This window comes from Zoogloea sp. GW822-FHT05C07 (genome assembly GCF_058800215.1).
Genome location: NZ_CM179510.1, coordinates 3,624,062 through 3,636,201, shown reverse-complemented (window position 1 = coordinate 3,636,201; position 12,140 = coordinate 3,624,062). Strand labels below are relative to the sequence as shown.

The following is a 12,140-nucleotide window of genomic DNA, read 5'->3' as shown; positions in this document are numbered from 1 at the left end:
GGCCGCCTCTCCTTAACCCTTCAGATTTCCGGACGCCCGCGGGCGCCTCCGGTGGCAGATTCTACGATGCATCGCCTGTGGATGATCTTTACCCAAGCCGTCACCATCTCGGTGGCGCTCCTGTTCGTGGTCAGCACGCTGAAACCCGAATGGATCGGCGAACGCGCCGTGCTTCCGTCCGTCACCATCCAGGAAGCGGTCACCCCCGCCTCGCTGCCGGCCGGCAAGGGGCCGGCCTCCTATGCCGACGCCGCCAAGGCCGCACTGCCAGCCGTGGTGCACGTGTTCACCAGCAAGGAAGTGAAGGCCCAGCGCAATCCCTTCAGCGACGACCCGCTGTTCCGCCACTTCTTCGGCGACCGTCTGAACAATAACAACAAGCCCCAGCAGCGTGCCTCCGGCCTGGGCTCCGGTGTCATCGTGTCACCGGAAGGTTACATTCTCACCAACAACCACGTCATCGAAGCCGCCGACGAGATCGAGGTCTCCCTCAACGACGGCCGCAAGCTGCCGGCCCGCATCGTCGGCCGCGACCCCGAATCCGACCTGGCCGTGCTGCAGATCAAGACCGACAGCAAGCTGCACCCGATCACCTTCGGCCACACCGAACAACTCCACGTCGGTGACGTGGTGCTCGCCATCGGCAACCCCTTCGGCGTCGGGCAGACCGTCACGATGGGCATCGTGTCGGCCCTCGGCCGCTCCCACCTGGGCATCAACACCTTCGAGGACTTCATCCAGACCGACGCGGCGATCAACCCCGGCAACTCCGGCGGCGCGCTGATCGACGCGGCTGGCAACCTGGTCGGCATCAACGCGGCGATCTACTCCCGCTCCGGCGGCTCCCTCGGTATCGGCTTCGCGATCCCAGTGTCCCTGGCCCGCAGCGTGATGGAGCAGATCATCCAGAGTGGCTCGGTCACACGCGGCTGGATCGGCGTCGAAGTACAGGCCATCACGTCCGACCTGGCCGACTCCTTCGGCATGCCATCCAGCGACGGCACGCTGATCTCCGGTGTCATGCGCGGCAGCCCCGCCGACCGCGCCGGCGTCAAGCCGGGCGATGTGCTGCTGACCGTCGAGGGGCGCAAGGTCAATGACCCGCAGATCATGCTGGAAGCCATCGCGGCGCTCCTGCCGGGGCGCAAGGCCAGCGTCGAACTGCGCCGTGGCAAGGACAAGCTCGACCTCAAGGTGGAAATCGGCCGCCGCCCGGCGCTGTCCCGCGGCGAATGAGCGCCCCTGCCCCCGATCCCCACGCGCCGGATTTCCTGCGTCGACACCGCCCCTTCGTGCTGTTCTGGCTGGCCCGCATCCTGTACGGCGGCGGCAGCCAGATCAAGGACGTGGCTGTCGGCTGGCAGGTCTATCAACTCACCGGCAGCGCGCTCGATCTGGGCCTGGTCGGGCTGATCCAGTTCCTGCCGCGCATACTGCTCACCGCCATCGCCGGCGACCTGGCAGACCGTCATGACCGGCGCTGGCTGACCGTCGCCGCCCAGCTGGTGCAGACCGTCGGCCTGGCCGTCCTCGCCATCGCCAGCGCCACCGGCTTCGTCAGCCGCGAGCTGATCTTCGGCGTAGTGCTGGTCCTGGGCGCCGCCCAGACATTCCAGATGCCGGCCAGCGCGTCCCTGCTGCCGAGCCTGGTGCCCGCCGCCGCGCTGCCGCGGGCGCTGGCCCTGAGCGCCTCGGCGATGCAGGCGGCAACCATCGTCGCGCCGGCCCTCGGCGGCTTCCTGTATGTGTTCGGCGCACCGCTGGTGTATGGCCTCACCACGCTGCTGCTGGCCCTCTCGTCGATATTCCTGGCGCGCCTGCCCGACGTACACGTGGAGCGCGTGCTGTCCGGCTCGGCCTGGCAACGCTTCGTCGCCGGCATCCGCTTCATCCGCGGCCAGGGCATCGTCTTCGGCGCCATGTCGCTGGACCTCTTCGCCGTGTTGTTCGGCGGCGCCACCGCGTTGCTGCCGATCATTGCCCACGAGGTGCTGCACACCGGCTCCTGGGGCCTCGGCCTGCTCCGCTCGGGGCCGGCCATCGGCGCGCTGGCAATGGCCCTGTGGCTGGCCCGCAATCCGCTGCGCCATTCGGTCGGGCGCATCCTGTACGGGGCGGTGGCCGCCTACGGGCTGTCCATCATCGCCTTCGGCCTGTCGTCCAACCTGTGGCTGTCGGTGTTCTTCCTCGCCATCGGCGGCGCCACCGACATGGTCAGCATGGTGATCCGCCAGTCCCTGGTGCAGTTGCAGACGCCGGACGACATGCGCGGCCGGGTCAGCGCGGTCCATTCCATCTTCGTCGGCGCGTCCAACCAGCTCGGCGAATTCGAATCCGGTCTCACGGCCGCATGGTTCGGCGCAGTGCCCTCGGTACTGATCGGCGGCGCGGCCACGCTGATCGTCGTGGCACTATGGACGCGCCTGTTCCCGCAATTGAGACAGACTGAAACCCTGCACGGCACGCCGCAGCGCTGAAAGCAACGCGGCGCCCCCTCAGGTCGATGGACGCCCGGGCGCGCATGACGCGCAGCCCCCGCACCCAAGCTCGTCGTCCAGGCGGCCGGTCTCCGGTAGAGCGCCGCCCCGCCCTCAGCCCATCCGCGAACCCCAGAACGCAGCCACGTCCACCATCCGGTTGGCGAAGCCCCATTCGTTGTCGAACCACACCAGCAGATTGAGCAGGCGGTCACCGCTCATGCGGGTCTGGCCTCCGTCCACGATGGCCGAGTGGGGACTGTGGTTGAAGTCGATGGAGGCGTGCGGCTCATCGGTGTAGGCCATGCGGCCCGAGCCCTGGCCTTCTACCGCCGCCCGCAGGCGGGCCTTCACGTCGGCCGCGTCGGTGCCGCGCTTCAAGGTCACCAGCAGGTCGATGGCCGACACATTCACCACCGGCACGCGGATCGCCTTTGACTCGATGCGCCCGGCCAAGTGCGGCAGCAGACGTTGCACGCCGCGGGCCAGGCCGGTGGATACCGGGATCATCGACTGCATCGCCGAACGCGTGCGGTGCAGGTCGGTATGGTGATAGCCGTCGATCAGCGGCTGGTCGTTCATCACCGAATGCAGCGTGGTCAGCATCGCGTGGTCCAGCCCATAGGCCTCGTCGAGGATGGACAGCACCGGCACGATGGCGTTGGTGGTGCAGGATGCCGCCGACACGATGCGCTCCGCGCCGCTCAGCAGCTCGTGGTTCATGCCGAAGACGATGGTCTGGTCCACGTCCCCGGCGCTATGCCCCGGATGGGACAGCAGCAGGCGCCGGCAACCAGCGTCGAGGAAGCGCTGCAGTTCCGGCCGGTAGCTGTAGCGCCCGGAGGCCTCCACCAGCACGTCCACGCCAATCTTTGCCCAGTCCACACCCTCCGGCGTATCCGCGTGGAAGACCGGGATGTCCTTGCCGTCGATGCGCAGGCAGCCGTCACCGACCTCGACGGTGCCCGGAAAACAGCCGTGGGTGGAATCGAAGCGGGTCAGGTAGGCCATGCTGTCCAGATCGGCCGGCTCGTTGATCGCCACCACCGAAAAACCTTCCCGCATCGGCGAGGCCAGCAAGGCCCGCAGGAAACACCGTCCGATCCGCCCGTACCCGTTTATTGCAATCCGCAAAGACATCGATCCACTCGTCACACACCGCATCCGGCCCGCATCCCGGTCGTCCCGACCGGCCTCGACGCATCACGCTGGGCGCGACGCATGACGGACAGGAGCGACCGACGCCCGTCCGACAGGGGCGAGACTACACCCTCCGGGCCATCCGCGTCCGCTCCGGCCCCTTTCACCGCGCCGTACAGGGAACCACCGCGGGCTTGAGACAACTGTCTCGCCTGTCTCGGCCAGACTGCCCGAATTGAGAGGGATGTCTCGCCCGCCGACCGCCCCCCGAACGCAAGCCCTTGTTAAGAAAAGATTTCACCGTCTGGCACAAAGCTGGCTGAAGGAACTGGCCGGCCGTTGCGACACCACCTCGCGCGCCCCGACGACAAGCCTCACCACACCACGCTCAAAGCGGGAGACAAAACGATGAGAAAAACCCAACGCATTTCCAGGTCCGTACTGGCCGCCTCGCTGGCGACCCTGTTCGCCACCGGCGCCCTGGCGGCCGACGCGGCCCCTGCCGATCCGGAGCCGCCCCTCGGCGTCGACGTCCTGGAAGCCGGCTTCAAGTGGCGCCCCAACTACGTGTCCGAGGACATGCTGATCAACGCCGACAAGGACGCCAACAACTGGCTGCACTACGGCAAGGACTACCAGGCCACGCGCTTCAGCCAGTTGCACCAGATCACCCGCGACAACGTCGTGCGGCTGGTGCCCAAGTGGAACCTGTCCTTCGGCGTGAACGACGCCCAGGACAGCCAGACCACTGTCGTCAACGGCCGCATCTACGTGACCGCCAGCCAGAACAAGGTCTTCTCCCTCGACGGCGAGAGCGGCCGCATGCTGTGGAAGTACGAGCACCCGCTGCCCGGCGACATCGGCCCGCGCCTGTGCTGCGAGGCCGTCAACCGCGGCGTCGCGGTGTTCAAGAACATGGTCTATATGGCGACCCTCGACAGCCACGTGGTCGCCCTCGATAACACCACCGGCCGCGTGCTGTGGGACGTCGCGCTCGGCGACTACCGCACCGGCGAGATCTACACATCGATGCCGCTGGTCGCCAACGGCCTGATCGTAGTCGGCAACTCCGGCTCCGACGTGGGCGGCAACGTCGGCAAGATCACAGCCCTCGACCCGGACACCGGCAAGACCGTGTGGCAGACCACCACCCGCCCGACCAGCGCCAACGACCCCGCCGCCAAGACCTGGGCCAACGACTCGTGGAAGACCGGCGGCGCCTCCGCCTGGCTGACCGGCAACTACGACCCCAAGACCAAGACCATCTTCTGGGGCGTCGGCAACCCCTCGCCAGACTTCGACCCCCGCGTGCGCGCCGGCGACAACCTGTACAGCAACTCCACGCTGGCCCTCGATGCCGCCACCGGCAAGATCAAGCACCACTTCCAGTACACCCCCAACGACTCCTGGGATTACGACGGCAACAACGAGACCATCCTGGTGGACGACGACCAGGGCCGCAAGGTGTGGCTGCATGCCGACCGCAACGGCCACGTCTATTCCATCAACCGGGACAGCGGCAAGTGCAACTGGGTGGTGCCGATCGCCCGCGTGAACTGGGTCACCGGCTTCCAGGGCAACTGTCGCCCGATCGTCAATCCGGACAAGGTGCCCGGCTACGACAAGGTCGCCACCGACGTCGCCCCCATCCTCGACGGCGGCAAGGAATGGCACCCGGCGGCCTACAGCCCGCTCACCAAGCTGCTCTACGTGCCCTACATCGACAGCTCGATGGACATCCAGGCCAAGAAGATGGAATGGAAGCAGGGCGAGTGGTTCCTGTCGTCCAAGGTCCTCAAGGCCAACCCCTACACCGGCGGCGTGAAGGCCTTCGACGCCACCACCGGCAAGCTGGCATGGTCCCGCCCGCAGAGCACGCCGGCCACCAGCGGCCTGCTCGCCACCGCCGGCGGGCTGGTCTTCTCCGGCGACGCCGAAGGCTACTTCTCGGCGATGCGCGACGACACCGGCGAAACCCTGTGGCGCTTCAACGTCGGCACCGGCATCCACGGCAACCCGACCACCTTCAACGTAAACGGCCAGCAGTACGTGGCCATCGTCTACGGCCCCGGCGGCGGCAGCCTGTGGCCGCTGGTGTACGGTGAGCTGTTCAAGCACCAGAACCGCGGCGGCGGCATGATGGTTTTCGCCCTCACGCCCCAGTACCGCTAACCCCCTGCCCTAGCGACGGGCGCGGCGGCCGAAATGCGGCCGCGCCCACGGAGCGATCCATGACACAGCGCACACGCCTTTGCGGCGCCTTGCTGGCCCTGCTCGCCCACGGCCAGCCGACCAACAGCGCGCCGCCCCCGGCAGAATCAGGCGGCGGCCCGCTGACCGTCTGCCTCGCCGAAGCCAACCCCCCGTTCTCGGCCAGCAGCCTGCCGGACGGCGGCATCGACGCCGAACTGGCCCGCGCCGTCGCCGCGCAGCTCGGTCGGGAAGTCCGCCTGCAGTGGGTAACCATCCCGAACCGTGGCGGCCTCGGCAAGGCCCTCGCGCAGAACCTGGCCGGCGATGCCTGCGCGCTGTTCTCCGGCATCCCGGAAAGCGGCGGGCCCAACGAGGAGCTGGCCGAGAAGCACTTGGCGGCCAGCACCCCCTACCTGGAAACCGGCTACGTGCTGGTCGGCGCCCGCACCCCGGTGCGCAACCTCGACGATGCCCGCCGGCTCGGCCGGATCGGCGTGGTCACCGCCACGCCGGCCGATCTGTACCTGTTCCAGCAGCACCTGCACCGGGTGCCCTACGGCAACAACGGCGCACTCCTCGCAGCCCTCGCCGACGGCAGCGTGGACGCCGCCGCACTGTGGCAGCCGGCCCTCGCCGAGGCCCGGCGGCTGGGCAAGGCACCGACGATGGACGGGCTGGCGCTGCCCGACGCCGGCCGCACCCACTTTGTCTTCGCGCTGCGCCGTGGCGCCCCGGCCCTGCTGGCCGACGTCAATGCCGCGGTGGACAGCCTGCGCAGCGACGGCCGCCTCGCCGCCATCCTGAGGGCCCACGGCCTGGCGCCGTGATCAAACTCCAACGATCCCCACACCAGAGAACCATGAAACACGCCACCTCCCCCACGTCCCTCACCGCCCGTGCCGTCCGGCAACGGGCCTCCGCCATCGGCCTGTGCCTCGCCCTCGGGCTCAGCGGCCTGGCCCACGCCTTCGGCGTGACGCCGGCCGGCGGTGCGCCCGCCACTGCGTCGGCCAATCCCCTCGCCGGCAGCGCCGAGGCCGCCCGCAAGGGCGAGGAGCTCTTCGGCCGCAACTGCCAGCAGTGCCACAACACCCGCGGCCACGGCGGCAAGTGCCCGCAGCTCGTGCGCGGCGCCTGGGCCCCCGGCGGCCCCAACTCCGACAAATTCATGTTCGACACCATCTCCAAGGGCCGCCCCAACACCCAGATGGGCTCCTTCGGCATGGCCCTCGGCGAGGAGGAGATCTGGCAGATCGTCACCTTCCTGCGCGAAGAGGCCGTCCGCGTGAAGGCCGCCGCCCGCAAGGCGACCGACGACGACGATTCGAACTGGTACTGAGCCCTCTCGCCCGCCGCACCGTTCGGATTTCCGGACGCCTTTCCAGGCCCTTTTCCGGAAATCCGAACGCCCACGTAACCGGAGAAAACAAAACCCTTTAAAAACAGATCGATAAAAACCCGGATCGAGCTCCGGGCGGTGGCACAGCTCCTGCAAATGAATGGGCACGACGGCCTCTCCAAGGGCCCGCCAAATCACATTCAAAAGCACTGGAGACACGATGACCACCCCGATCTACCGCACGGAGCACGACCTGCTCGGCGACCGCCAGGTTCCCACCGCCGCCTACTACGGCGTGCACACCCTGCGGGCCCTGGAGAACTTCAACATCAGCGGCATCTCCATCGCCGCCTATCCCGATCTGGTGCGCGCCCTCGCCCAGATCAAGCTCGCCGCCGCCCAGGCCAACCAGGAGCTGGGCCTGCTCGACAGCGAGCGCACCGAGGCCATCGTCAAGGCCTGCCGCGAAGTGATCGCCGGCCAGTACCACGACCACTTCGTGGTGGACGTCATCCAGGGCGGCGCCGGCACCTCCACCAACATGAACGCCAACGAGGTGATCGCCAACCGCGCGCTGGAGATCATGGGCCACCGGCGCGGGGAGTACCTGTTCCTGCACCCCAACGAACACGTCAACATGAGCCAGTCCACCAATGACGTGTATCCCACCGCCCTCAAGCTGGCCACCTACGTCGGCATCTTCCGCCTGGTGGACGCCATGGCCCACTTGCGCTTCGCCTTCGAGCGCAAGGCTGACGAATTCGCCGACGTGTTGAAGATGGGCCGCACCCAGTTGCAGGACGCGGTGCCGATGACCCTCGGCCAGGAGTTCTCCACCTACGCCACCATGCTGGGCGAGGACGAGGAGCGCCTGAAGGAAGCCGCGCTGCTGATCCGCGAGATCAACCTCGGCGCCACCGCCATCGGCACCGGCATCAACGCCCACCCGGACTACGCCGGCCTGGTGTGCCGCCGTCTGGTCGAAGTCAGCGGCATCCCGGTGGTCACCGCCCCCAACCTCATCGAAGCCACCCAGGACTGTGGTTCCTTCATCCAGCTGTCCGGCGTGCTCAAGCGCGTCGCCGCCAAGCTGTCCAAGGTCTGCAACGACCTGCGCCTGCTGTCCTCCGGCCCCCGCGCCGGCTTCTGCGAGATCAACCTGCCGGCCCGCCAGGCCGGCTCCTCGATCATGCCGGGCAAGGTCAACCCGGTGATTCCGGAAGTGGTGAACCAGATCGCCTTCGAAGTCATCGGCAACGACATGACCGTCACCTTCGCCGCCGAAGCCGGCCAACTGCAGCTCAACGCCTTCGAGCCGATCATCGCCCATAGCCTGTTCAAGAGCGTGCTGCACCTGTCCCGCGGCTGCACCACGCTGGCCGACCTGTGCGTGGATGGCATCACCGCCAACCGGGACGCCCTGCGCGCCAGCGTCGAACGCTCCATCGGCATCGTCACCGCGCTGAACCCCTACATCGGCTACGCCAACGCCACCGACGTGGCCGCCGAAGCCCACGCCACCGGCAAGGGCGTCGCCGAGATCGTGCTCGCGCGCCAGCTGATGAACGCCGAGCAGCTGGCCGAGGTGCTGCGCCCGGAAATACTGACCAAGCCGCAAATGATCCCGACCCGGGCCGCCTGAGCAGCCCTCCATTTCTGGAAACAAGGAGAACACCATGAAAATGAACCGGCTGACGACCCTGATCGGGATCGCCCTGGTGCTCGGCATCATTGTCGGCTACGCCTGCAACACGCTGGCCGCCACCCCCGCCCAGGCCAAGGAAATCGCCTCCTACTTCGGCATCCTGACCGACGTCTTCCTGCGCCTGATCAAGATGATCATCGCCCCGCTGGTCTTCGCGACCCTGGTTGCCGGCCTGGCCGGCATGGGCGACACCAAGACGGTCGGCCGCATCGGCCTCAAGGCCCTCGGCTGGTTCGTCGGCGCCTCGTTCTGTTCGCTGCTGCTCGGCCTGCTGTTCGCCAACCTGCTGCAGCCGGGCGCCTCGCTCGCGGTGCCGCTACCGGAAGCCGGCACCGCCACCAATCTGAAGACCGGCGCGCTGAACCTGAAGGACTTCATCACCCACGTCTTCCCGAAGAACATCTTCGAAGCAATGGCGGCCAATGAAATCCTGCAGATCCTGGTCTTCGCCGTGTTCTTTGGCACCGCCCTCGGCCACCTGCATAGCCAGACGGCACGCAGCCTGGTGTGCACGATGGAAGAAGTCGTCCATGTGATGCTCAAGGTCACCGACTACGTGATGCGCTTCGCCCCGGTCGGTGTCTTCGGCGCCGTCGCCGGCATCATCACGACCAACGGTCTGGGTATGCTGTTCGTCTTCGGCAAGCTGCTGCTCAGCTTCTACACCGCGCTCGCCGCCCTGTGGGTCGTGCTGATCGCTGCCGGCTACTTCGTGCTCGGCAAGGACATCTTCCGCCTGCTCAAGCTGATCCGCGGCCCGATGCTGCTTGGCTTCTCCACCGCCTCCAGCGAATCGGCTTACCCGAAACTGATGGAGCAACTTGAGAAGTTCGGCATCAAGAACCGCGTCACCAGCTTCGTGCTGCCGCTGGGCTACTCCTTCAACCTCGACGGCTCGATGATTTACACCACCTTCGCCGCGCTGTTCGTGGCCCAGGCCTACGGCATCGAGATGAGCCTGACCACGCAGATCACCATGCTGCTGGTGCTGATGGTGTCCTCCAAGGGCATCGCCGGCGTGCCGCGCGCCTCGCTGGTCGTCGTTGCCGCCGTGCTGCCGATGTTCAACCTGCCGGAAGCCGGCCTGCTGCTGGTGCTGGGCATCGACCACTTCCTCGACATGGGCCGCACCGTGACCAACGTGCTCGGCAACGCCATCGCCACCAGCGTCGTCGCCAAATGGGAAAACGCCATCGTCCCGGTCAATACCGCCTTCGACGACGAAGATGAAGCCCTGCCGGTGGACGAAGCCCCCTCCGTAGCCTGATCCACCTTCGTCCCCCGAAACTCGCCCCCCTTGCGGGGGCGAACTCATTCGCCCTCGGCCACAAGATCCGCCAGGAGGACGCATGATTTCGCCCCAACGGAAATCGCCTTCCCCATGTCCCTCGAACTCCTGCTGCTCGGCAGCGTGGCCTTCTTCGCCGGTGCGGTCGATGCCGTCGTCGGCGGCGGCGGCTTGATCCAGATCCCGGTCCTGCTCGGTCACTTTCCGCAGGTCGCCATCCCGACCCTGTTCGGCACCAACAAGCTGTCGAGCATCGCCGGCACCGGCGCCTCCCTGTGGCAGTACGCGCGGACGGTGCGGATCCCGTGGTTCGTCGTGCTGCCGGCGGCGCTGGCCGCGTTGGCCGGCGCCTGGCTCGGCGCCGCGGTGGTGGCCTGGCTGCCCCGCGAGGCGATGCGCCCGCTGGTGATGGTGCTGATGCTGGCGGTGGCCATCTACACCTTCCGCCGCAAGGAACTCGGCCAGGCACCGACGCGCGAACTGCGCCCGTCCGACCGCTGGCGCGCCGCCGCCTTTGGCGCCGTGATCGGCTTCTACGACGGCTTCTTCGGCCCCGGCACCGGCAGCTTCCTGATCTTCGGCTTCGTGCGCCTGTTCGGCATGGACTTCCTGCGCGCCTCGGCCAGCGCCAAGCTGGTCAACGTCGCCACCAACCTGTCCGCCATCGCCTTCTTCGCCAGCCACGGTCCGCTGCTGTGGGGCATCGGGCTGACGATGGCGGTGTGCAACCTGGCCGGCGCCCAGGTCGGCACGCGACTGGCCGTTCGCCACGGCAGCGGCTTCGTCCGCAAGGCCTTCCTGGCGGTGGTAACGGTGCTGATCGGCAAGCTGGGCTGGGAGATGATCCAGGGGCTTTGAGCCCCCCAGCCCGCCTTTCTTCGAGAGGCCGGAACCTCAGGCCACCAGCCCCTGCAACGTCGCGGCGACCGCCGCACCAAGTTCGGCCGTCGTGGCCTGGCCACCCATGTCCGGGGTGCGCGGCCCATGGACGAGGACGTGCTCGATGGCCTGCATGATCCCGTCGTGGGCGGCCTTGTAGCGGGCGTCGCCGTTACCGAGGAAGTCGAGCATCATTGCGCCGGACCAGATCATGGCGACCGGGTTGGCGATGCCCTGGCCGTAGATGTCCGGCGCCGAGCCATGCACCGGCTCGAACAGCGACGGGAAGGTCCGCTCCGGGTTGAGGTTGGCCGACGGCGCGATGCCGATGGTGCCGGTACATGCCGGGCCGAGGTCGGACAGGATGTCGCCGAACAGGTTGGAGGCCACCACCACGTCGAAGCGCTCCGGGCTCAGCACGAAGCGCGCGGTCAGGATGTCGATGTGGTACTTGTCCCAGCGCACATCCGGGTACTGGCCGGCCATCGCTTCGAGGCGCTCGTCCCAGTAGGGCATGCTGATGGCGATGCCGTTCGACTTGGTGGCGGAGGTCACGTGCTTCTTGGGGCGCGTCTGGGCCAGGTCGAAGGCGAACTTGAGGATGCGGTCCACGCCCTTGCGCGTGAAGATCGATTCCTGGACCACCGTCTCCCGCTCGGTGCCTTCGAAGATCCGCCCGCCGACCGACGAATACTCGCCCTCGGTGTTCTCGCGGATCACGAAGAAGTCGATGTCGCCGACCTTGCGGTTGGCCAGCGGGCACGGAATGCCCGGCATCAGGCGGACCGGCCGCACGTTGGCGTACTGGTCGAAGTCGCGCCGGAACTTGATCAGCGAACCCCACAGGGAGATGTGGTCGGGCACCGTCGCCGGCCAGCCGACCGCGCCGAAATAGATCGCGTCGAAACCCTTCAGCTGCTCGAACCAGTCGTCCGGCATCATCTTGCCGTGCTGCAGGTAGTAGTCGCAGTTGGCCCATTCGAAGGTGGTGAATTCCAGTTCGAGGCCGAACTTGCGCTGCGCCACCTCAAGGGCGCGCAGGCCCTCGGGCATGACTTCCTTGCCGATGCCGTCGCCGGCGATGACTGCGATGCGGTGTTTCATGGGCGTCTCCACGTT

10 protein-coding genes are annotated in these 12,140 nt (G+C 67.5%); 8 read left to right on the top strand and 2 right to left on the bottom strand.

Annotation, left to right across the window (positions count from 1 at the left end):
- Positions 1-66: 66 nt before the first annotated feature.
- On the top strand, positions 67-1,236 hold the full coding sequence (locus tag AC3QL2_RS16845; protein ID WP_493235827.1) for a Do family serine endopeptidase: 1,170 nt from the start codon (positions 67-69) through the stop codon (positions 1,234-1,236).
- The gene (locus tag AC3QL2_RS16840; RefSeq protein WP_493235828.1) at positions 1,233-2,477 is read left to right on the top strand and encodes an MFS transporter; all 1,245 of its coding nucleotides are present in this window, start codon (positions 1,233-1,235) and stop codon (positions 2,475-2,477) included. The genes AC3QL2_RS16845 and AC3QL2_RS16840 overlap by 4 nt, the downstream gene beginning before the upstream one ends.
- A gap of 114 nt (positions 2,478-2,591) precedes the next feature.
- Here AC3QL2_RS16840 and AC3QL2_RS16835 read toward each other — a convergent pair whose 3' ends face one another.
- Positions 2,592-3,617 carry a type I glyceraldehyde-3-phosphate dehydrogenase gene (locus AC3QL2_RS16835; protein WP_493235829.1) on the bottom strand — a complete coding sequence of 342 codons (1,026 nt, stop codon included), beginning with the start codon at positions 3,615-3,617 and terminating at the stop codon, positions 2,592-2,594.
- A gap of 408 nt (positions 3,618-4,025) precedes the next feature.
- Here AC3QL2_RS16835 and AC3QL2_RS16830 point away from each other — a divergent pair, with 408 nt between their 5' ends.
- From AC3QL2_RS16830 to AC3QL2_RS16805, 6 genes are all read left to right on the top strand, one after another.
- Positions 4,026-5,789, top strand: a complete 1,764-nt coding sequence (locus AC3QL2_RS16830; protein ID WP_493235831.1) for a PQQ-dependent dehydrogenase, methanol/ethanol family — start codon at positions 4,026-4,028, stop codon at positions 5,787-5,789.
- A gap of 59 nt (positions 5,790-5,848) precedes the next feature.
- Positions 5,849-6,637 (top strand): transporter substrate-binding domain-containing protein, encoded by a 789-nt coding sequence (locus AC3QL2_RS16825; RefSeq protein WP_493235832.1) that lies wholly within the window; start codon positions 5,849-5,851, stop codon positions 6,635-6,637.
- 32 nt (positions 6,638-6,669) lie between these two features.
- Entirely contained in the window at positions 6,670-7,149 is a 480-nt protein-coding gene (locus AC3QL2_RS16820) for a c-type cytochrome (protein WP_493235833.1), read from the top strand.
- 220 nt (positions 7,150-7,369) lie between these two features.
- On the top strand, positions 7,370-8,791 hold the full coding sequence (gene aspA, locus AC3QL2_RS16815; RefSeq protein ID WP_493235835.1) for an aspartate ammonia-lyase: 1,422 nt from the start codon (positions 7,370-7,372) through the stop codon (positions 8,789-8,791).
- 34 nt (positions 8,792-8,825) lie between these two features.
- On the top strand, positions 8,826-10,121 hold the full coding sequence (locus AC3QL2_RS16810) for a dicarboxylate/amino acid:cation symporter (RefSeq protein WP_493235837.1): 1,296 nt from the start codon (positions 8,826-8,828) through the stop codon (positions 10,119-10,121).
- Positions 10,122-10,235: 114 nt separating this feature from the next.
- A complete protein-coding gene (locus AC3QL2_RS16805) occupies positions 10,236-11,000 on the top strand; it encodes a sulfite exporter TauE/SafE family protein (protein ID WP_493235839.1) in 765 nt (254 codons plus the stop codon).
- A 36-nt stretch (positions 11,001-11,036) separates the two neighbouring features.
- Here AC3QL2_RS16805 and AC3QL2_RS16800 read toward each other — a convergent pair whose 3' ends face one another.
- Positions 11,037-12,125 carry a tartrate dehydrogenase gene (locus tag AC3QL2_RS16800; RefSeq protein WP_493235840.1) on the bottom strand — a complete coding sequence of 363 codons (1,089 nt, stop codon included), beginning with the start codon at positions 12,123-12,125 and terminating at the stop codon, positions 11,037-11,039.
- Positions 12,126-12,140 lie beyond the last annotated feature (15 nt).

Excerpts from the sequence above, each read along its gene's own strand:
- AC3QL2_RS16800 (WP_493235840.1), bottom strand. The coding sequence starts at position 12,125 with ATGAAACACCGCATCGCAGTCATCGCCGGCGACGGCATCGGCAAGGAA.
- AC3QL2_RS16820 (WP_493235833.1), top strand. The coding sequence starts at position 6,670 with ATGAAACACGCCACCTCCCCCACGTCCCTCACCGCCCGTGCCGTCCGG.
- aspA (WP_493235835.1), top strand. The coding sequence starts at position 7,370 with ATGACCACCCCGATCTACCGCACGGAGCACGACCTGCTCGGCGACCGC.
- AC3QL2_RS16810 (WP_493235837.1), top strand. The coding sequence starts at position 8,826 with ATGAAAATGAACCGGCTGACGACCCTGATCGGGATCGCCCTGGTGCTC.
- AC3QL2_RS16805 (WP_493235839.1), top strand. The coding sequence starts at position 10,236 with ATGTCCCTCGAACTCCTGCTGCTCGGCAGCGTGGCCTTCTTCGCCGGT.
- AC3QL2_RS16835 (WP_493235829.1), bottom strand. The coding sequence starts at position 3,617 with ATGTCTTTGCGGATTGCAATAAACGGGTACGGGCGGATCGGACGGTGT.
- AC3QL2_RS16825 (WP_493235832.1), top strand. The coding sequence starts at position 5,849 with ATGACACAGCGCACACGCCTTTGCGGCGCCTTGCTGGCCCTGCTCGCC.
- AC3QL2_RS16845 (WP_493235827.1), top strand. The coding sequence starts at position 67 with ATGCATCGCCTGTGGATGATCTTTACCCAAGCCGTCACCATCTCGGTG.
- AC3QL2_RS16830 (WP_493235831.1), top strand. The coding sequence starts at position 4,026 with ATGAGAAAAACCCAACGCATTTCCAGGTCCGTACTGGCCGCCTCGCTG.
- AC3QL2_RS16840 (WP_493235828.1), top strand. The coding sequence starts at position 1,233 with ATGAGCGCCCCTGCCCCCGATCCCCACGCGCCGGATTTCCTGCGTCGA.